Source organism: Paenibacillus sp. 01T443 (genome assembly GCF_056398325.1).
Genome location: NZ_JBFTPE010000005.1, coordinates 84,909 through 106,653, shown reverse-complemented (window position 1 = coordinate 106,653; position 21,745 = coordinate 84,909). Strand labels below are relative to the sequence as shown.

Here is a 21,745-nt window from a genome sequence, read left to right as displayed (position 1 = left end):
GCTCCTCCTCTATTTTTCAGATGATAGGAAGTGTGCGTAATGGCAGCGTATTGGCGAAAAACTTGGCCGTTTCATGTGCTATTGTTGCCGGCTTTAGCATTGTGCATCGTGTTTCAATATATTCCTTTGTTCGGGGCAGTCATTGCCTTCCAAGACTATGAGCCATGGCTTGGGATCAAAAATTCGCCGTGGGTAGGCTTAGATCATTTCAGGTACCTGTTCACGTATCCGGACGGCAAGCAGGTCATTTGGAATACGTTAATCATTTCCGGGTTCAAATTGTTCGTGAACTTAATTATCCCGGTCGTTTTCGCTCTGTTGCTCAATGAAGTCCGTAAGACGTATTTTAAGAGAGTCGTGCAGACGCTTGTCTATTTGCCTCACTTTTTGTCGTGGGTGATTCTGGGCGGCATATTGATCGATATTCTGTCAACAGAGGGCGGAATCGTCAATCGTATTCTGAATTCGTTCGACATCCCGAGCATCTTTTTCTTAGGTGACGGCGAGTGGTTCCGGTTTACGGTCGTTCTAAGCGACGTGTGGAAAGAATTCGGGTTTTCCGCGATTATATTTCTGGCAACGCTGGTGGGAATCAATCCGGCTTTGTACGAAGCAGCCGAAATCGACGGGGCTTCCCGTTGGCAGCAAGTCATATCGATCTCCATTCCTCTTATCATGCCGATCATCATCGTTGTAGCGACGTTGTCGCTCGGCCGGATTTTGGATGCCGGATTCGATCAAATTCTAAATTTATATAACCCTTTGGTATATTCGCATGGAGATATTATTGATACGTTTGTCTATCGGGAAGGATTGAACAACGGACAGTTCAGCTTCGGAACGGCTGTTGGACTCTTCAAATCGGCGATCGGCTTCGTCTTGATCGTGATCAGTTACAGAATGGCCTTCAAGTTAGCTAATTACCGGATATTTTAAGGAGGACGACTATGCGCTATCGCTCTAGAGCATACACCGTATTTACATTATCGAACACGATCTTTCTTATCTTGCTATCGCTGATTTGCATTCTTCCTCTCCTTCACGTCCTTGCGTTGTCTTTCAGCTCACGGGCTGCGGCAACAGCGAATATCGTCAACTTCTGGCCGGTCGGCTTTACGACCGATGCCTATGTAAAGACGCTCGGCAACGCGAGTTTCATCCGATCTTTGTGGATCGGCGTAGAGCGGACCGTGTTAGGCACGGTGTTGTCGATGGTCGTCGTTACGATGGCAGCCTACAGTTTATCGAAAACCAATCACAAATTCCAGGGGCGTCAAATTTACATTTGGATTTTCGTCTTTACGATGTTGTTCTCGGGCGGGCTGATCCCCTCTTATATATTGGTAAGCAAGCTGCACTTGATCGATACCATATGGGCATTGGTAGTGCCTTCGGCTGTCAGCGTATGGAATATGATTTTGATGCTCAATTTCTTCCGGACGATTCCGCAGGATTTGGAAGAGGCCGCTCATATTGATGGAGCCGGCCATCTGAGAGTGCTTTGGAGTGTTTATTTGCCCGTATCGATGCCGTCCATTGCGACGTTGTCTTTGTTTACGATGGTGTTCCATTGGAATTCATGGTTTGACGGCGTGATCTATATGTCTAATCCGGATGGGTATCCTCTTGCTACTTATTTACACTCCATGATTGTAAGTGACAATTTATCTAGGGTTGGTGTAACATTGGAAAGTATAGAGAATTTTTCAAATCGCACCGTCAAATCAGCTCAAATTTTTATCGGGGCATTGCCTATTTTACTTGTCTATCCATTCTTGCAAAAGTATTTCGTAAAAGGAATCGTACTTGGTTCGGTGAAGTCCTAGAGGGATTTCGACCTGTATCCAAAATAGGATTGAATCGGGTGAGCTTGATTGTTTAAAATCAGACGCGGAACAGCCGGCAAAATGAATATTTTCACGAAAGTCATGATCGTGATCGTCCTGATGCTTATCCCGATTATCGTCATGTATGATTCTTCGAATAAGACCAGCACGGAAGTTGTCGAACAAGAGCTTCTTCAGATCAACTTAAATCGGATCCGATTTTTCGTAGAGCAGATGGACGTCGAGGCGAATCGGTTATGGAGAGCCGCCTTCGTCGTCGCGACCGACCCGGATGCTTTGCAGCTGCAGCTTCGGCCTTCCTCCGAACCCGACTATTCCCTATTGGCATCGAAGAGGCTTCTACTGCAGAAGCTCGATATGCAGTCGACCTCCTTCGAATGGGTGAACGATTTTACCGTATATTCTCCGCAATCGGATGTCGTCGTTTCTACGAATTTGAAGCAAAATTACGATGCGGATTACTTCAGGAATGCGAGCCAGGAACATTGGGATTATCGCGTAATCGTGACGGACCGGGGACCGGAGAAAGCGTTCGTACGAGATTTGATTACACCTTTCGAGCAGCTTTCCAATCAGAGAGATCCGAATTTGTATGTCGAAGTCACGTTCACTTCGAATAATCTTGTGAAGATGCTCGAAAGGTTTATGCAAGGCAGTGTCGGACAGCCGTTCCTCTACCATCCGGACTTTGAACCGATCATGCCTCGGGATCTCGATCCCGAGCTGATTGGCGCCATGACGGAGCAATTCGATATCATCAAAGCTCAGAACCCGACCGAAGGGGCTGTCAAAATCACCTTTCGGAATGAACCGTATCTTGTCAATTACGTTACATCAACCTCTCTGGGATGGTATTTGGTCGATTTCCAGCCGATGAAAAAGGTGCTTGCGCCCATCAATCACAGCAAGCGGATGTTTTATGCCGCAGGTTTGTTGTTGCTGCTGATGGGCATCGCCTCCGCAGGCTTGCTGTACCGCAACGTGCAGAAACCGATTAACGATCTGATCCGGGCGGTGAGATCGCTCCGGAGGGGTGCGTACGATCATCGGATCAAGCGCGGACCCCACAATGAGTTCCATTATTTGATCGAGCAGTTTAACCTGATGTCCGAAGATATTCAGACGCTGATCGATAAGGTGTACACGGAACAGCTTCACGCCAAAGAATCCTCACTCAAGCACTTACAAGCGCAGATCAACCCGCACTTTCTGTATAATAACTTTGCCTTTATTCAAAGCATGGCGCAGTTGGAACGGACGAAAGTGATCGTCGCTTTCACGCAGCACCTGAGCCAATACTACCGTTATACGACCCGGACGGAACAACAATTGACTTCATTGGCCGAAGAAATGGAATTGATTCGCAATTACTTGGAAATCCATCGGATGCAGTCCGAGCGCCTGCATTTTCATGAACATATCGAAGAAGGAATGATGTCTATTCTTATGCCAAGGCTGCTGTTTCAGCCGCTGGTCGAGAATGCAATCGTGCACGGTATGGAAAGCAAGATGGGGAAGTTCGAAGTCGTCATAACGGGCAGAATGTCCGAGGATGGTTGGGAACTCATCATAGAAGACAATGGCGTCGGAATGCATCAAGATGCTTTAGAATCTTTAAGATATACCTTGCCATTGCAGGCGAGCGGGGATTCCAGCCTTGGGCTGCGAAACGTTCATCAGCGTCTAAGGCATTACTTCGGACAATCCTCAGGGCTTTTGATCGAACACTCATCTCTAGGTGGGCTTCGCGTGGGGTTGATGATTAAGGACGGAGGTGATTCCGATGTTGGAAGTTCTGATCGTAGATGATATTCCCTCTCAAGTTGACAGTTTCGCTGCTACGATTCCGAAGGACGAACTTGGTATTGGCCGTATACATAAAGCCTACTCCGGTAAAGAAGCTTTAAAGCTCTATCAGGAACAAAACATCCACATCGTCATTACAGATATCCGGATGCCGGAGATGAGCGGAATCGAGCTGATTCGGGAAATCCGCGAAATGGGGCGTAAAGTCAAAATTATCGTTATTTCGGGGTATGCGGATTTCGAATATGCGAAAAGCGTAGTCCCGTATAATATATCCGGCTACTTGATGAAACCGGTTAACCCGGATCAGATGCGGGAGACGCTAGGTAAATTAGCCGAAGAAATCGCTTGTGAAATGAAGCAGCAACAACAGCAACAACGCGACGTATACGCATTTCGGGAAAATTTGCCTGCTCTGCAGGGCGAGCTGCTGAATCGTCTGCTGTACGGTAACGACATCCCGGGCGCGGAGTTGGAACGAAAGCTTTTCCTGTTAAACTTGCCATTCTCCCTGCAGCAGAAAGTAGGTTTGTTCATCGTTCGGCTGGAGGGCAGGCTTCAAGAATACGAAAAAATGGATAAAGAGCTTATCGAATACGCGGTTATGAATATGGCGGAGGAATTGTTTCGGGACGCCTTTCATTTGTGGTTCTGCCGCGATCATAACGAATACCTCGTCTTTATCGTGTCGGCCAAAGAGAGAACCGACGAGAACGGGCAGACCCTTCAGAATGCGATGGACGTCCGGGCGGCAGCGCTAAAGAAAAAGGCGGAATCTCTCTTGAGCGGCCACGTTTCCATCGTACTGGCCGAAAACTGGACGTACTTTCCCGAAGGCGTTCCTGGAATGTATCGATCGGTAATCGATGGAATGAGGGGGATTGAAGAGACGCGGCAAGGCGCATTTTTGCGGATCGCGGGCAATCTCGCTCAGGTTCGGATTGGAACGCTGACGTCGCTGTATCGACCTCCCCTCCTGATTCATTTGCTCGATACGGGGAACTGGATACATGCAGAGGAAAAGCTAAACGAAATTTTCGCTGAATTGAAAAGTGTGAACCATCCTCCCGAGCATGCCAATGAAGCCTATTTCGCCATTGCCAACGCCTATCAGTATATAGCGCACAAGAAAGGAAAGTTGCTTAGTGAGTTCGGCTCGTCCTCCTTCGGGCTCATGCCGGCCGCTCCTTCGCTTAAGCAGTTAGAGAAGTGGGCATTCTTCATGCTCCGAAGTCTTAGAGAGCAATCGGAGGACTCTTCCGAGAAGCAGTCATGTTTAGCAGACAAGGTCCATAAATTCATCATGGAGAACATGAACGACAAATTATCGCTGCAGACGATCGCAGCGCACATCGGTCTTCATCCCGCCTACTTGTCGAGAGCGTATCGTGCAGAAACGGGAAACAATCTGAGCGACTATATCCTTCGATATCGGATGGAATTGGCTTTGGATTTGCTGCGCAGCAGCGACAAAAAAATTTACGAGATTGCGCAAATCATCGGTTATCAGGCAGTGCCGCATTTTATTAAGCTGTTTAAGGCCTTTACGTACATGACCCCGCAAGAATTTCGCGATCGAACGGGGTTGTCCTAAGGACTGCAGCTGCAGCCTTGGGTGAAGATACATTATATAGTGCAGTGTAGTCCAATAATAAGCTCTTGTAGCGTACTCAAAAGTGTATTGTAGCGCACTCAATAGTATATTATTGCTCACTCAACCATCTAGTCATCCTGTCGGTGCAGCAGCGCTGCACCAACACTTTAAGTAAGGAGCTACATTGCAGAAAGTACAGCGGAAACCTAACATGGATACTCAACTGCTGAGCTACATTGCAGAAAATACAACAGTATCCGCCTATAACGCAGCTTCTGAGCTGGAAATGATCCTTATTGCTGTATAAAGTACACTGTAGCTGAGCAAAAGCACGTTTGGGTGAAGATACATTGTATAAAGTGCAGTGTAGTACAAAGTGCATTGTAACTCACTCAAATCAGCAATGCAGCTCACTCAAATCAGGCTAATCCTTTATTTTCCCAAGGCATTAACTTCCCCCCGGGTTATGGGTTGACATTCAATTAAGTAGTAACTACAATGGTTACAACGGTGGTGATGCTAAGTGAAGCAGATTAGTAGCAGATTTTCCATTGCTGTTCACATCCTTTCTTTAATCTCCGTTAGCAGCTCCAAAGATTGTACCGGCGATTACATTGCAGGCAGCGTGAATACGAATCCCGTAATCATCCGCAGAATTATGGGGATGCTCAAGAAAGCTGGTTTGGTGGACGTTCGTCCTGGAGTGGGGGGCGCTTCGTTGCTGAAGGATAGGGATCAGATCACGCTTCTGGACATTTACCGCGCAGTGGAAGTCATCGAGGATGGTCAACTGTTTAATTTTCACGATGAACCGAATCTCAAGTGTCCAGTTGGCCGGAACATTGAAGCAGCTCTTCGCACGGAAATGAAGGAAGCCCAAGCCGCGATGGAACAAAGGCTGGCTCAAGTGAACTTAAGTCAATTGGCAGATCAGTTTGTGTTATAAAAAGCTCATAGAGCTTTTTTTATACCGTCGTTGTAACCAAAGTCATTATAACGACGGATGAATAATAGATTACTGAAAATGGAGGAATTATAATGAAAATTTTGGTGACAGGTGTAACAGGGAAATTGGGATCGATTGTAATCGAGACGTTATTGGAAACCGTTCCGGCCAACAATCTGGCCGTCAGCGTTCGCAACCCGGAGAAAGCGGAAAGCCTTCGTGCCCGCGGCGTGGACGTACGGCATGGGGATTTTGACCAACCGGAAACGCTAGACAAAGCGTTCGCGGGTATTGACCGCCTCTTGATCGTGTCCACGGACGGCGACAACGAAACGCGGATTCGCCAGCATACTGCTGCCGTAAAAGCAGCACAGCGCGCTAATGTCGGTTTCATTGCTTATACCAGCTTAGGAAACGCAAGCGAGAACCCGATTTTTCTTGCGCCGGTGCATCGTGCGACTGAGGAAGCCATTAAAAACACGGGGATTGCTTATTCCTTCCTACGCAACAACTGGTACTTGGAGAACGAGATCAGCAGCATTCAAGCTGTCCTCGGAGGAGCGCCTTGGTTGACTTCGGCGGGATCAGGCAAGGTAGGCTGGGCGACCCGTCGCGATTATGCACAGGCAGCCGCATCGGTACTGGCTGGCGAAGGCCACGAGAATTCCGTTTATGAGCTGTCTGGCAAGCTTGCAACGCAAGAGGAGCTGGCTTCGATCCTTGCCGGCGTCTTAGGCCGGGAAGTTCCCGTGCAACAAGTGGATGACGAGACTTATGCCAGCATCATGATCAGCGCTGGCGTACCTGAACCGGTTGTTCCGATTCTGGTTGGCATTCAGAGCGCAATTCGCGAGGGAGCATTGGAAGTCGAGAGCAATGATTTTCAAAAGCTGCTAGGGCGTCCGTCCACTCCGATCGAAGAGGGTCTCCGTCAAATCGTAAGCGAAATCTAATCTTAACTAACGGCGTGAATCAAACAAAAGAGGTTGTCCCGGAAGGTCTAGTATGACCGGATGGATAACCTCTTTTTTATATGAGTATAGAAGGTCTGGACAACTGGACAAGTACTTCGATATGTATAGTAATGGAGCGAGGAGAGAGGCTGTCTTCAAGGTATGACCTTGGAGGCAGCCTCTTTGTCTGTATTCCTATAGACTTAGTAATTTTGCTTATAGGCGGATGCAGTAGTAACACTAGCGGAGGTAATTTCATACGTATATGTCATGAACGATCAACGGCATAGGCCAGTTCCTGATGCTCTAATAGTAAATATCCGATAAAGACAAAGCCGTTGAAAAAATCATGAGCACATAACGGAGGCTACAGTGATGGATGAGTTTAAAAACGATCTTCAAAATTTGAATATTGACCCTTACAAATCAAGCGGAATGACGCCAAACGCCGGTCAAGGCCAAGTTGATCCTAACAATGCACGGCTTTGCATCGGATTTTGCATCGGGTTTTGTATCGGTTTTTGTTCCTGCGGAGGCTGTGCCGGGTGCGGCAACTGCTTCAGGTGTGGAGGGTGTGCGCGCTGCGGAGGCTGCGCTCGCTGCGCTCATTGTGCGCGCTGCCGCTAATGCAGCATAAATAATCAAGCAAATAGTCTATCCTAAGCGCCCCTGTAAGCGATTCAGCTGACAGGGGCTTTTTTTCTTCAATAAGAATTGGCATGACGGACAAATAGCTATACATACCTTTAAATAGTTAGAACGTTTTATGTGAATTCACGATAAGGAGGAATGGCAATTGGATCCTTCTATGCGGCTTAAAGTAAGGGGGGACACTTTTTTTCTCCCGAGCTCTGACGGCAGCGTCTATTTTCGAAACAATATCGGATCGTTTCGTATGGAAGGCAGCACCATCGGTCAATGGATTGAAAAACTAATGCCGGTATTTAACGGCGAGCATTCAATGCATGAATTGACGAATGGGTTGCCGGACCAATACCAAAGGCATGTCTATGAAATCGCGGAAGTGCTGCATGCGAACGGTTATGTCAGGGATGTAAGCCGGGACCTGCCGCATCAGCTGCAAGAGAGCGTATTGAAGAAATATGCATCTCAGATCGAATTTTTGGACAGCTTTCAAGGCTCGGGCGCGTACCGGTTTCAGCTCTATCGACAGTCAACCGTACTGGCCATCGGATCTGGCTCTTTTTTTGTTTCGCTAGTGAAATGTTTATTAGATTCCGGTTTGCCTCGCATTCAAATGCGGATTACGAATCTGGAAACGACGAATCGCAAGCGGATTTTGGAGCTGGCAGAGCATGCCCGTGGATCGGACCAAGAGGTTAAGGTGGACGAGATTGCTTTTCCGCCAAACGGAAATGTGGATTGGCGAGCGGCTGTGCAGCCGTTTGATGCGGTATTGTTCGTATCGGATGAAGGCGGAGAGCCGGAGCTGCGGGTGCTGCAACAGATTTGCAAGGAAAAGAATAAGGTGCTGCTACCGGCGATGATGCTGAAGCAAGCGGGAATTGCAGGGCCACTCATCCATCCGGATTCGGAGGGAGGCTGGGAATCCGCAAGGCGCAGGCTCCATCGTCAGGCGATTGACAAAGATCCGAGGCATCACGTTGTCTCTGCCACGGCAGAAGCGATGCTGGCGAATGTCATCGTCTTCGAATGGCTTAAAACGGCAACCGAAGTTGCGGCATCAGCGCTAAAAAATAAATTGTTCCTGCTTGATTTGGAGACGCTGGAAGGTAATTGGCATCCGTTTCTCCCCCACCCGCTTGCGAGCGGTCATCCTTCGATCAGCCGAATTGAACAATTGGAATTACTGCTAGAAAGAGAGCCGGAAGAAAAGGCCCAATCATCATTAATTGAAAATTTCAGCCGATTAACATCAAGAGAAACCGGTATTTTTCACGTATGGGAGGAAGGGGAATTGTGGCAGCTTCCGCTGTCCCAATGCCGTGTGCAGCCGGCTGACCCGCTGACGGATGGACCGGCCGACTTGCTGCCGGAAATCATCTGCAATGGCATCAATCATGAAGAAGCGCGTAGAGAAGCGGGGCTTGCCGGCATTGAAGCCTACGTGTCGAGAATGGGCTATCGGCTTATACGTCCAGCGAAAGAAGGGAAAGTAAGCTCTGACACCGCTCTCCATAGCGAATTCGTGGGTGTTGGAGCGGGGGAGTCGATCGCGGAAAGCATTTGCCGCGGATTGCAAAAATGCTTGACGGCAGCTCTTGTACGGAAACTTAAAGCACAAGAGCCATCGGTCCGTTTAGCACAGCTTGTCCAAAATGATGATGAGCGCAGCCGCTTTTATTTGAGTGCGCTAACGACCATGCAGGGTGAGCCGGCGATCGGTTTCGGCGAGGATACATTCGGATTCCCGGTCGCATGGGTCCGCGCAAACGGCTGCTGGTATGGCGCGGTCGGCTTAAACAAAACGAGGGCGCTGCGTGGCGCATTGCAGCATGCTTTGCTAGAAGTCCAAAATGGTGCTGCATACGCGACGGAGAATGCGATCAGCAGGTCTTCTGTAAATCTGACAAAAGGGTCTGCGCTGAACGTAGCCATTCCGTCAAGTGAACCAATCAAACATCGCGAGACTTTGCAATCCGCTCTTGATCGATTAAAACGCAGCCGCAAGCGGCTAATTGTGTTTGATTTTACTGCCGAGGCATTTTTGAAAGAGGAGCTGGCTGGCGCGTTCGGCGTGCTGCTTCGGGAGGAGGATGAAACGTGAGCGCAATTTTGGTCGTTATAGGGGAGGGTCAGCTCGCAGATTTCGTATGCGGTGAATTAGCCGAAGACTATCAGCTGGTAAGGCAAAAGGATTTTTCAACCGAAGTGCCGGAGACGACTGAGCTTGCACTTGTTTTACATGACGGGTATAACCCTTCAGACCATCAGCTCGCGGAAGAGGTGTTTCAACGCTCCGGAGTGTCTTGGCTGCGCGGATTTGTTTCATTTGGGGAGGGCATAATCGGGCCGTTGGTCATTCCGGGGACGGCGGGATGCTCCGGCTGCGCCGATCTCCGGCGCTTAATGGCGGGAAATGACCGCAAGGAAATGTGGGAAATCCAGGAGCAGCACTACATGCACGGAGGGACCTTGCCCGATATCTGGTCATCCTCTATAGGGCTTTTGCACATGGCTCACGTTATTGCAGCCGAGGTTCGAAAAGTGCTTGCAGGCTCCGCTGCGCAAACGGAAAATCGGTTAATGTTAATCCATCTGCAAACGCTGAACAGCTCGCTCCATTTCTTCTTGCCTGACCCGCTTTGTCCAATTTGCGGGCAAGTCACTAAAGATTCTGCGGAAGCATCGCGGATCCTATTGCAGCCAAGCCCAAAAGTGAGCGAAAACAGCTTCCGCAGCCGTTCGATGACGGAACTGAAAGGACTACTCGCAGATGATTATCTGGACGCTCGGACGGGATTTTTGAACGGGAAAATGATCGACCTTTTGTCCCCATTCGCCGATGCTAGCATAAATTTGCCTTTGTTCTCGGGTGATGAGGGCTGCGCTGGCCGTACGCACTCCTATGCGGACAGCGAGATGACCGCCATTTTGGAAGGGTTGGAAAGATATTGCGGCATGTCGCCGCGCGGAAAGCAAACGGCAGTCCATGACAGCTACCGCAATTTGAAGGACCAGGCGCTAAATCCCGTTCTGGTTGGCGTGCATGAGAAGGAGATGTATGAGCGGCCCGACTTCCCTTTCCGCCCGTTTGATCCCGCCAGGCAAATCGATTGGGTATGGGGGTACTCGTTTTTACAGGAGCGGCCGATTCTTGTGCCTGAGCTGCTCTCCTATTATAGCTCAGGCTGCGGACACGGGTTCGTTTACGAAACTTCGAACGGCTGTGCACTAGGAGGCAGTCTGGAGGAAGCTATATTTTACGGCATTATGGAAGTGGTAGAACGCGATTCGTTCCTTATGACCTGGTATGCGCAGCTGGAGCTTTCACCCTTGGACCCTTATTCGGCCGGCGATCTCGAATTGAACCTAATGATTGAGCGTTTGCGCGAGGTTGTCATGTATGACGTTTATTTATTCAACTCTACGATGGAGCATGGCATTCCAAGCGTTTGGGCGATCGCCAAAAACAGGGCGGATAAAGGCGTTAACCTGATTTGTGCGGCAGGTGCCCATCCGGATCCGGTACGCGCTGTCAAAGGCGCGATCCACGAGCTATCGGGCATGATGCTGTCGTTAAACGAGAAATTGGAGGAGAATCGGGAGCAGTACGAGCAAATGCTGCATGATCCGTTTCTCGTCCGGCAGATGGATGATCATTCCATGCTGTACAGCTTGAAGCAGTCTGAGGAACGGCTGAACTTTTTGCTCCAAAACGGCCGTCCATGCCGCACGTTCGAGGAGGCGTTTAGGCCAAAGGCCAAGCATGCGGATTTAACCGATGATTTAAAAGACGTCCTTCACGCGTTACGTGAGTTAAGCCTGGATGTGATCGTAGTGGACCAGACTACGCCTGAGACGCTGCGCAACGGACTACATTGCGTGAAGGTGCTGATTCCGGGCATGCTGCCCATGACGTTCGGACAACATCTGGTTCGCTTGACAGGCTTGGAGCGGGTACTGCGGGTTCCTGCGGAGCTTGGATATGCGAAGAAGCCGCTTTCGCCAGATCAGCTTAATGCTTACCCGCATCCGTTCCCATAAGCATGATTGGATAATTCAATGCGGCGTTTCCCTATGCAAGCCTTTTGGGAGGAGAAGGGATGAGTCTGAAGGCATTTCTGCACCAATTGCAATTCGACCCGGATAAGGTGAAATCAAAAGATTGGGAGACCGATTGGGAAGACGCGCCGCTCCCGTATAAGCTTTACCGGGGCTTGCCGTCTTTTCCGCTCTGCTCCGAGGTTCCGCTCACGCTGGTAGGAGAGCGTGAAATGGCGAAGCCGAAGCTTAGGGAGCTTGGCCATTTTCTATGGTATACGTTCGGCCTTACGCAGCTTAGCCAATCCGTTTACGGCCCGGATGCGGGAGACGATTGGGGAAGCTCGCTACAGCTTTGCAGACGCTTTGTGCCATCAGGCGGCGGGCTGTATCCAAGCGAGCTTTATTTGTATTTGAAGCTGGAGGAGCTACCTTACGGCGTTTACCATTACGATGCGGCGCATCATCGATTGATTTTGCTCCGCGAAGGCTTATTTGACGATTACTTGAGCAAGGCGTTGGGGAACCGATGCGATCTATCCGCAGCTTTTGGAGTTGCTTTCGTGTCGACGATGTTTTGGAAAAATTACTTTAAATATAATCATTTTTGTTATCGCCTGCAGGGGCTGGACGCCGGTCTGTTAATGGGACAGCTGCTGGAAACGTCAAAAAGGTTCGGCTTTGAAGCGGGCGTGTGCTTCCAATTTCTCGATCGTGCCGTTAATCGCCTGCTTGGTTTATCCGAGCATGAAGAAAGCGCCTATGCGGTCATTCCGCTCTCGAATGAACCGTGGATTAATTGGTTTTCTAACGAGAAGAAGGGAGATGCCGTTGCGGCGGCCGATTTGTGCGAGGAGCTTGCGATTCTGCAGCATGAGCACTATATGCGCTCACGGAGAGTGTTGGAATTTCCGATGCTCTTGAAGCTGAACGAAGCTTCCATGCTGGATAGTTCCGATTCATTTCAACCTATCGGAATCGAAAAGCAGGACACTGATAATAACGACGCGTTTAAGCTGCCGAGTGTAAATAGGCTGTCTTATGATTTGGCGTCGGTGCTTCAAGAGAGATACTCGCCGGAAAATGAATTCATTTTGCTGCAGGTTAGCCAATCTGATCTCGCTGCTTTATTGAATGAAGCTCTGTTATCCTTTAAATACCGAAACGATTTGGACGGTAATCAGAATGGTCCGGCGTCCCGCATAACCTTGTATGGCTCGTTTTACGGCGTTGAAGGCATCGCGAATGGTGCTTATCGTTATGATGGTTCGGCGCATGCCTTGCAGCTGCTTCGTGCGGGAGACCATAGGGGCTGGCTTCAGTACGGGATGTCGCTGGACAACGTAAATTTGCATCAAGTGCCGCTTTGCTTCCATATTGCTGGCGATTTGAATTATCAACATTCGAAGCTCGGTTACCGCGGCTACCGGATCCAGCAAATGGAGGCAGGGATGCTTGTCCACCGGTTACTGCTTTCGGCAGCCGCTTCCCGTTTGGGAGGACGTCCGCTGCTCGGTTTCGATGCAAACGTAAGCGATGAGCTCTATGGCATGGTTTCCTGCGGACTAACAAGCCTGATTCAAATTCCGGTCGGTCACTGCCGGAGCCGCTCTCGGCTTGAGGGGAGCTTGGCGCATTAGCGGTCAAGTCAAAACGGACAGATGGAATGTCGATGACATTCCATCTGTCCGTTTTGGTTTCTGCGTATTGTTAATGGGAGAGTTGCCCGCTTATCTTGGCTGGCCTTTTTGGTCTTTGTCAGCCGGGTAACAGACGACAGGGTAGCAAATAGGATGATGCATATAATGCATATGATGCATATGATGCGGATGATGCGGATGAACATAGGGATGGAACGATTCATGATGATAATCGATCGATGTAAAATCCCATCCTTCATGGGGATGATGGTGATCACCATGCATATGGGGATCCCATGACCCTTGCATTGCAGGATGGGAGTCATGCATGGGATGGTAATGATCCATCGGGTGGAAGTCATGCATGTGATGATAATCATGCATATGATGATAGTCGTGCATGTGGTGGAAGTCATGCATGTGATGATAATCGTGCATGTGGTGGAAGTCGTGCATATGGTGGAAGTCGTCCATGTAATGGAAATCATCCATGTGACTCAGATCCACGCAGCAATGGCAATGGGTTTTCGGAGCATCTTCGCTCTTGGCCGGTTTATTTATTTCAGCCTGATTAGGACTCGTGAGATTTTGCTGGTAATACTCCGGCATGGCAGCCGTTGCCGTTTGTTGCACAAATGGCCGATTAGGTATCATGGTGTGCCTCCTTTTTATCATACTTTACAATATGCCTAAATCGATAAAAGGGCACTTATCCCTATAAATTGGGCTTAACCATCAAGCTTATATTACATTCTTTATGACTGTGCGTGGAGAGCTGAAAGTATTATCCATGATTTTGCGGAAAAGCAGACTAAAGGAGTCGGCTTTTTTGTCTTTTAAGGAAGGTTCGCAAGCGTCTCGGGTGGCAGAGGCTGTAAACCGCTATACTATAATCGTGGTACATCATTCATTTGAAATACACACAAAGGACACAGCCTTACTCTAAAGTAGGTTATGGGAGCAAGATGAACATAGAAATGCAGGCGGAAGCGGAGTGCAGCGCAATGAAACGAACAATATTGCTGGTTGAAGACGATATGCTCATGCGCGAGGTGATAACGGACTATTTCAAGAAGGAAAAATGGGATGTGTTCGAAGCGGAGAACGGGAGGATCGCGCTTGATATTTTTGAACAGAACTCTGTTGATTTGGTGGTCCTCGACATTATGATGCCGGAAATCGATGGATGGTCGGTATGCAGGCGCATCCGGGAAAAGTCGGACGTTCCCATTATGATCATGACCGCCAGAGCAGAGGATGACGATCACCTGATGGGATTCGAGCTTGGCGCGGATGAGTACGTAACGAAGCCCCTGAGTCCAAGGGTATTGGTAGCCCGTGCTACAGCCTTGATGAAGAGAACGGAAGGGACCGTAGGACGCGAGGGCGATACGCTTGTCTATGGTCAATTAACGGTGAACAGGGCGGCCTATACCGTCTTTGTAGCGGGAACCAAGATCAATTTGTCGCCCAAGGAGTACGAGCTGCTTCTCTTTCTTATCAAGCATTACGGCAAGGTGCTGCCTCGCGAGTATATTTTGGACGCTGTCTGGGGGTACGATTACTTGGGAGATTTGCGCACGGTGGACACCCATATCAAAAAATTAAGAGCCAAGCTGGGAGACGAAGGACGATCGATTGTCACGGTTATTCGTTCTGGCTATAAATTCGAGATGGAACAATGAGAAGGCGCGGTGTAGCCTTTAAACTGTTCGTTGTCACCTCTGTTCTGATCCTGCTCGTGTTCTCCTTGCTGCTGATTGCACAAGGAATGTTTTTCGAGCGTTTTTACCGCGGGTCCAAGATTAATGTCTTAGAGAAGAGCATGAATCAATTCGTTCAGCAATACAAACAGGCACAATCGAGCGAAAAACAAGTGTCGCGGCTGCTCGGCGCATTCATGAATGAGCATGATACGAGTACCGCCATCCTGAATAGCCGGTTTGAACGAACAAGCATACAACCTTATTTTCTGGAGCTGGAAACAGCGAGTAAGACGATTGTGATTCAGATCCCCAAAGATGGCATGACCGTCGATGAGATCCCGCAAGGGATTCAAATCGGCGAAACGCTGGTGGTCGACGGGTTCTTCATGGATGAGGAAGATACCATTATGCTGCCCGTTGTTATCGAGCAGACCGATACCCCTCTCAAAGATGGCTTGGTCCGCGTGCAAGGGAAGGTAACAGATCTCATGCTGCCGGAGCAGCGTTCCTATAATCCGCTTTATCAGGATGCCCTTGTCGATGATGCGCTTCTGGACTGGCATTCGCAAGCGGAACAATGGCAGTCCGGGCTGCGGAACGGCGAGGTCGTGCAGCTGGAATGGCAGGACAAATGGAGCGGCATCCCCTATACGGTTCTCTTGCGTTCGCTTTCTGAGGGCAGCAAGGGAAATTCTTATTTATTCGTCATGACCTCTATGCAGCCTGTCGGGGAAGCTGTCGGGATTCTCAAGCAATATGTCGTTTATTTGGCGCCGGTTATGGTTCTGCTTGCGATTATCCTGTCTTTGGTTTATTCCAGAATTGTCTCACGTCCCTTAGTGCTATTGAGCCGTTCGGCAGCGCGTCTTGCCAAGCTGGATTTTACAGAGCAGCCAGCAATCCATTCGAACGATGAATTCGGGGAGCTGTCCAGAAGCATGGTTGCATTGTCCCGGAACCTGGATGCAGCCATGCAGGAACTTACCCATGCGAATGTGAAGCTGCAGGAGGATGTGGAGGAGAAGCTGAGGTCCGAGGAGCTTCGCAAAGAGCTGATCGCGAACATTTCACATGAATTGAAGACGCCTCTGGGGATTGTGAAAGGTTTTGCGGAAGGGCTGCAGGACGGGGTGGCGAGTGACAAAAGAGAACGTTATCTGGCGCTCATCGTCAACGAAACAGATCGGATGAATGCATTAATTATGGATATGCTGGAGCTGTCCAAATTCGAAGCCAAGGCTATCCAGCTGCAGCCGAGAAGCATAGCCCTGGTAAGCCTTATTCAAAGGGTTGGAGATTCTTTCTCGCAGCAGTTGGAGATGAAGCAGCTTCAATTGCAGATAAACACGGATGAAGAAGAGGAGAAGCTGCTCGTAATGGCTGATCCGAGACGCCTCGAACAGGTTATTCTGAATTTCATGAGCAACGCTATCCGGCATGCCGCGGAGAACAGTACCATTACGATCGGCATTAAGCGTTCGTCGCTTGGAATAGTAACAACCGTCATTGAAAACATAGGACCGCCTATTCCCGATGAGGATATCAGCCGGATCTGGGATCAATTTTACCGGGTGGAGCGCTCACGAGATCGGAAATCAGGAGGAACAGGCCTGGGACTCGCCATTATCAAGCACATTCTGGAGCTGCATGGTAGCGAGTATAGCGCGGCGAACACGAGGCAAGGCGTAGCATTTTCTTTTACATTAGATGAAAGCGGAGGAACAACTCATGACTAAACCAAAATATATTTATTTGATTACATCGCTGCTCGTACTGCTGCTGGCCAGTGCATGCGGCAATCCGGCCAAAAACGCAGCATCGGATACGGCTGCTACGGCGACACCTGAAACGGTGGAAGGAAATGTCGGTGAAACACCGGGCACGGATACGCCTACAGCGGAATCCGACGAAAAAATATTAATTGTCATTGACCAGACGGAGAAGCCGATTGAAGGCAACAGCTTCGATTTTTCTGTGAAGCAGCGTCCGGAAGGATTCGCGCTTGCCGAAATGCAGTGGGTGTCCAAGGAGAACCTAATCGTCAATTCGGTTCAAGAAGCCATTGAGCATGGAGGAAACGGCGAGAACGGCTTCTACATTAGCGGCGACGGACAATTCTCCGGCTTCTTCTATCCGGATGCAATGAAGGGCGAGCAAGGGCAGGTTGTGTTCTTGTTCAAGAATGAGCAGGGTAAGGAGTTAACGTGGAAAAAGGAAATTACGTTGAAGTAAACGTCAATGTTTATGTAAAAGTGTAGGTTGACTCTGTTTAGTATTCTGGCTATGACCTATAGAAGATCATCCACATGAATGCCGGGACCTTACTTAGTCCCGGCATTTGTATATTAATCAGCTGGTTAAGATCGCCGCGTTAAAGATTATGCTGTATCTTCGCTCCATCGTCATAGAGGACCCTGCGACTTGGATTATCATAGATAAGAAGATGAATGGTTATGCGTTCCCTATCACTCTATCTGCTCGAGATCCGTTAAGAATCGTCAAAGAGTGCACAAACTGTACATTGAGGTTCAAATTGTACATATGAAGCCCCTATCTGGTTCGTGTTATGATAGAAAATGTACAAAAAGAAAAACGATGTAGGGGGATTCGAATTGAACTGGGGAAGGGGAAACTTCACACGAAGTGTGGCGTTTCGGTGGATCGTGTCGTACGCCGTGATCTTATGCATACCCGTCATTCTTAGTGTAATCATTTATGGCCAGACCAGGGGAATCGTGAAGTACGAGATCGAACGGGCGAGCAGCGCCATGCTGCAGCAAGTGAGATATATCGTGGACGGGGAGCTGCTTCAGACGGAGAGCCTGGCCGCGCAGCTAGCCATTCATCCGGATGTCCGGAGATTGCTGACTGCGCCTTCAGAAGAGAGCGCTTACAATATTTACGGAATGAAACAAGAACTGAATAAATTGTTATCCACGAACGATTTTATTAAGGAAATATACCTTTATTCGAAGCCACTGCAGTCGGTACTCTCGAATGAAACCTATCTTAAGGATAGGGTCTTTTACGAGATAAAGCATCAGACGCAAAATTTCACTTATGAGGACTGGCTTAAGTTGATAAATCGGTTTCAGTCGGGGGAGTATGTGCTGCTTCCGGTCGAGAACCAAGGGAGGATCGAAATTACGCCCTCCTACATTCGGTCGCTGCCGATGAAATCGGCTGCCGATCCGGAGGGGACGCTTATCATGCCGCTCAATGTCGAGAAGATGAGGACTATGCTCGAAACTATTGATTGGGTGGAGCAAGGTCAAGTGTTCATTATGGATTCGAATGACCAAATTCTGTTTCAGAACGCCAAAGAAACGATGATTGAAACTTCGTCGTACCAGGAATGGAACAACCGCGGGACGGGCACCTTTACCGGCACGTTCCAAGGCATCGAGTCGATGATTACGATCGAATCGTCCGATACGACGGGGTGGAAGTACATCAGCGTGTTTCCGACCGACGTCTTTTGGGAGCGCGCCGGGGCCATTCGGACGATGAACTTATTTGGGCTGCTGCTTTGCTTTGCGATCGGCGGCGCGGTTATTTATTATTTTGCCCGTAAAAACTACGATCCGGTCAAGCAGTTGGTCAGCGTCTTTTCCCGGAGTCCGCTGCAGGGAAAAGGAACGGAATTGGATGAATATACGTTCATCCGGAGAAGTGTGCTCGAGACCATTCGTGAACGGGATGACATGAACAATAAACATGTTCAGCAGCTTCGGGTGTTGCAGGATTATTACCTGGGAAGGCTGTTGAAGGGTCAGGCGGATCGGAACATCCCGTTAACGGAGCTGGCGAAGACTCACAAATTGACTTGGACAAGCGATCGTTTCGCTGTGCTGTTGTTTTACATCGACAACGACGAGGGAGGAACAAAGGATCTGGCCTTGTCGCAGTTTATTGTGTCCAATATCGTAGCGGATTCGATTGTCGACCGCTTAACGATTCATTTTACGGATATGGACGGGATGCTGGCGGCGGTCGTGAATGTCGATCCGGATCGCGCGGAGCATTGGAAGGACGATATAGAGGACAAATTAGCTCAAGCTCACGATTTCATCACGGCTAGGTACAAGCTTCGCTTCACGACGGTGGGAAGTGAGCTGCAAACCGGCTTGGACGGCATTCATCAAGCATTCCTTCAAGCCTTGGAAGCCCAAGAATATAGGATGGTGCTTGGGGAAGGCATGCTAATCTGGTACGGGGACATCAAACCGAACGAGGGCAGTTATTTCTTCACCGTGAACGACCAGATGATTCTGATCAATTTCCTGAAGGCCGACGAGTTCGAGAAAGCGAAGGACATGATCGACAACGTCATCCAGCAAGCGTTCCAGCGGGATATGTCGCATGAAATCGCAAAGTGCGTCCTGCTTGACGTAGCGACGACACTGATCAAGACGATTCCCGATCAGGAGCAGGCCGGTATCGCATGGGATGAATGGCGTCCGCTCAAGAGACTGCTGTCATGCTCCACGAAGCTGGAATTCCAACAAGAGCTTCTCGACATTTTCGATCGGGTATGCGGCGTGCTCCGCAGCAAGCAGAACGTTCAGACGAGTGACGGTATCGGCGAGAAAGTGATGGCGTTCGTGCAGGAGAACTACAGCGACAAAGATTTAAGCGTGTCGCTGATCGGCGACCACTTCCGGTTGACTCCGCAGTACGTATCCCGCTTGTTTCGCGCACAGACGGGGCAGGTGGGGCTGCACGACTATATTAGCCAGACCCGCATAGAAGCCGCCAAGGCGCTGCTGCTAGAAGGGGCCGGTATCGAGGAGACGGCGACCCGGGTCGGATTCGCCAGCAGTCATGCGTTTATTCGCGTATTCAAGAAATACGAAGGCATCACACCCGGTAAATTCAAGACGATCCAATGACGGGCCAAGAATCGGAACGTCACTTTGAGAGGAGACAGCTTACATGGAAGCGCGAAAGTTCGGTTTTCTAAGGAAGGGTTGGGTGGTGATCGCCGTCATTACCTTATTCACGTCCGGATGCTTCGGGGGGAATAACGCGGAAGAGAACCTGTCGACGAATGGGCAGACAGAGACGGCGATCCCTGAACGCCACAGTCCCGCAACGTCCGGAGGGCCGTTCGAATATCCGATGCAGGGTGCGCCGGAGCTGACGTTGATGACGGAGTTCCCCGACATGGGGACGCCGAATGCGGGACCGATTGACGAAGAATACGAGAAACGAACCGGCATCGCGATTCGGCATCTCGGGGGCGTTCCGATGCAGGATAATAAATTCAAATATCTCCTTGCCTCGGGAAACCTGCCGGACATCTTTATGAATAACTGGCTTCAATTTCCGGGAGGGCCCGAGAAGGCGATCGAGCAAGGGTATATTCTGCCTCTGAATGATGTCATCGACCGGTATGCACCGAATTTCAAGCGGGTGCTCGAAGAAAACCCCGAGATCGATAAAATGGTAAAGACGGACAGCGGTATCTATTACGCGTTCCCGTTCATTCGTTCGGAGGAGGGCAAGGTGTACGGCGGACCGATCATCCGCAAGGATTGGCTTGACGAGCTGGGACTCCCTGTCCCAACGACGATCGACGAGTGGTATACGACCTTAAAGGCTTTCAAGGAGAAGAAGGGGGCGACGGCGCCGTTAACGCTCCGAACCTTATTCATGGGCGAACGGACGGCAGGCTTCGCGGGGGCGTTCGGCGTCATGGGAAATTTCTTCGTGGAAGATGGGAAAGTAAAATACGGTTACTTGGAGCCGGAGTACCGGGAATATTTGGCGACGATGAGCAAGTGGTACCGGAAAGGGTTGATCGATAAAGACTTTGCCGTTCTGGATTTGGAATCCGTAGACAAGAAGATGACTTCCGGGACAAGCGGTGCGACGGTCGGCTGGTTTTCCTACATTGAGAAATATAATCTTGCGGCGCAATCGGGAGGCTCGGCCGCTCGTTATGTTGCCGCTCCCTATCCGACGCTCAGACAAGGAGAGATCCCGAAATTCGGGCAGCTCGACAACGCGTATGCGGGGACCAGTTCGGCAGCGATCAAGGCCACGACGAAAAACCTGGAAGCGGCGGTTCGGTGGCTGGATTACGGCTACTCGGAAGAAGGCAGCCTGCTGAACGCGTTCGGCATGGAAGGCGTCACGTATACAATGAAGAACGGACAACCGGAATACACGGATCTGGTCATGGCGAATCAAGGCGGATTATCCGGAGATCTGGTGATGCTTCAGTACGCGCACCAAACGAACTTCCCGATGATCCAGCGCGACTCGCAGCTGGAGTGGAAGTTCGAAGAAACGAACCAGGCTGTCGAGGTATGGCGAAAGACGAAGCACGAAGACTATTTGCTGCCGCCAATTACGCCGACGACGGAAGAGGCCGGCGAGCTGTCCGCGCTGATGGACGGGATCGGCGAGTACGTAAAGGATGCGGAGCTTCGAATCATTCTGGGCATGGATGCCATTGACGCTTACGACGATATGGTGAAGCAGCTTAAGCGGCTAGGGATCGATCGGATCCTGGAAATTAAACAAGCGGCATATGAACGATATGTCAATCGATGACCTCCG

16 protein-coding genes are annotated in these 21,745 nt (G+C 49.7%); 15 read left to right on the top strand and 1 reads right to left on the bottom strand.

The annotated features are described in order from the left end of the window. Positions 1-39: 39 nt before the first annotated feature. The 10 genes from AC1DLI_RS08145 (at position 40) to AC1DLI_RS08100 (ending at position 13,472) form a co-directional block, all read left to right on the top strand. A complete protein-coding gene (locus AC1DLI_RS08145; protein ID WP_477601343.1) occupies positions 40-936 on the top strand; it encodes an ABC transporter permease in 897 nt (298 codons plus the stop codon). Positions 937-947: 11 nt separating this feature from the next. Then, the gene (locus tag AC1DLI_RS08140; protein ID WP_477601341.1) at positions 948-1,826 is read left to right on the top strand and encodes a carbohydrate ABC transporter permease; all 879 of its coding nucleotides are present in this window, start codon (positions 948-950) and stop codon (positions 1,824-1,826) included. Between the two features lie 48 nt (positions 1,827-1,874). Next, the gene (locus AC1DLI_RS08135; RefSeq protein ID WP_477601339.1) at positions 1,875-3,656 is read left to right on the top strand and encodes a sensor histidine kinase; all 1,782 of its coding nucleotides are present in this window, start codon (positions 1,875-1,877) and stop codon (positions 3,654-3,656) included. Beyond that, positions 3,631-5,247 (top strand): response regulator transcription factor, encoded by a 1,617-nt coding sequence (locus AC1DLI_RS08130; RefSeq protein WP_477601337.1) that lies wholly within the window; start codon positions 3,631-3,633, stop codon positions 5,245-5,247. The genes AC1DLI_RS08135 and AC1DLI_RS08130 overlap by 26 nt, the downstream gene beginning before the upstream one ends. 523 nt (positions 5,248-5,770) lie before the next feature. Continuing rightward, positions 5,771-6,193 (top strand): Rrf2 family transcriptional regulator, encoded by a 423-nt coding sequence (locus tag AC1DLI_RS08125; protein WP_477601335.1) that lies wholly within the window; start codon positions 5,771-5,773, stop codon positions 6,191-6,193. Between the two features lie 92 nt (positions 6,194-6,285). Next, entirely contained in the window at positions 6,286-7,146 is an 861-nt protein-coding gene (locus tag AC1DLI_RS08120; RefSeq protein WP_477601333.1) for an SDR family oxidoreductase, read from the top strand. 375 nt (positions 7,147-7,521) lie between these two features. Beyond that, positions 7,522-7,773: a heterocycloanthracin/sonorensin family bacteriocin gene (locus AC1DLI_RS08115; protein WP_477601331.1), complete on the top strand. Its 252-nt coding sequence runs from the start codon at positions 7,522-7,524 to the stop codon at positions 7,771-7,773. Positions 7,774-7,954: 181 nt separating this feature from the next. Then, positions 7,955-9,895 carry a putative thiazole-containing bacteriocin maturation protein gene (locus AC1DLI_RS08110; protein ID WP_477602331.1) on the top strand — a complete coding sequence of 647 codons (1,941 nt, stop codon included), beginning with the start codon at positions 7,955-7,957 and terminating at the stop codon, positions 9,893-9,895. After that, complete coding sequence (locus tag AC1DLI_RS08105) at positions 9,892-11,835, top strand: TOMM precursor leader peptide-binding protein (RefSeq protein WP_477601329.1); 1,944 nt, start codon at positions 9,892-9,894, stop codon at positions 11,833-11,835. Before AC1DLI_RS08110 ends, AC1DLI_RS08105 begins: the two co-directional genes overlap by 4 nt. A 59-nt stretch (positions 11,836-11,894) precedes the next feature. Further along, positions 11,895-13,472, top strand: a complete 1,578-nt coding sequence (locus AC1DLI_RS08100; RefSeq protein ID WP_477601327.1) for a SagB family peptide dehydrogenase — start codon at positions 11,895-11,897, stop codon at positions 13,470-13,472. 90 nt (positions 13,473-13,562) lie between these two features. On the opposite strand, the gene AC1DLI_RS08095 is transcribed toward AC1DLI_RS08100, so the two are convergent. After that, positions 13,563-14,126, bottom strand: coding sequence for a hypothetical protein (locus AC1DLI_RS08095; RefSeq protein ID WP_477601325.1), 564 nt, complete (start codon positions 14,124-14,126; stop codon positions 13,563-13,565). A gap of 350 nt (positions 14,127-14,476) precedes the next feature. Here AC1DLI_RS08095 and AC1DLI_RS08090 point away from each other — a divergent pair, with 350 nt between their 5' ends. From AC1DLI_RS08090 to AC1DLI_RS08070, 5 genes are all read left to right on the top strand, one after another. Then, positions 14,477-15,157, top strand: coding sequence for a response regulator transcription factor (locus AC1DLI_RS08090; protein WP_477601323.1), 681 nt, complete (start codon positions 14,477-14,479; stop codon positions 15,155-15,157). After that, positions 15,154-16,914 (top strand): sensor histidine kinase, encoded by a 1,761-nt coding sequence (locus AC1DLI_RS08085; protein ID WP_477601321.1) that lies wholly within the window; start codon positions 15,154-15,156, stop codon positions 16,912-16,914. Before AC1DLI_RS08090 ends, AC1DLI_RS08085 begins: the two co-directional genes overlap by 4 nt. Further along, a complete protein-coding gene (locus AC1DLI_RS08080; protein WP_477601319.1) occupies positions 16,907-17,410 on the top strand; it encodes a hypothetical protein in 504 nt (167 codons plus the stop codon). Before AC1DLI_RS08085 ends, AC1DLI_RS08080 begins: the two co-directional genes overlap by 8 nt. 380 nt (positions 17,411-17,790) lie before the next feature. Then, entirely contained in the window at positions 17,791-20,070 is a 2,280-nt protein-coding gene (locus AC1DLI_RS08075; protein WP_477601317.1) for an AraC family transcriptional regulator, read from the top strand. A gap of 43 nt (positions 20,071-20,113) precedes the next feature. Next, positions 20,114-21,739 carry an extracellular solute-binding protein gene (locus AC1DLI_RS08070; protein ID WP_477601315.1) on the top strand — a complete coding sequence of 542 codons (1,626 nt, stop codon included), beginning with the start codon at positions 20,114-20,116 and terminating at the stop codon, positions 21,737-21,739. Positions 21,740-21,745: the final 6 nt, after the last annotated feature.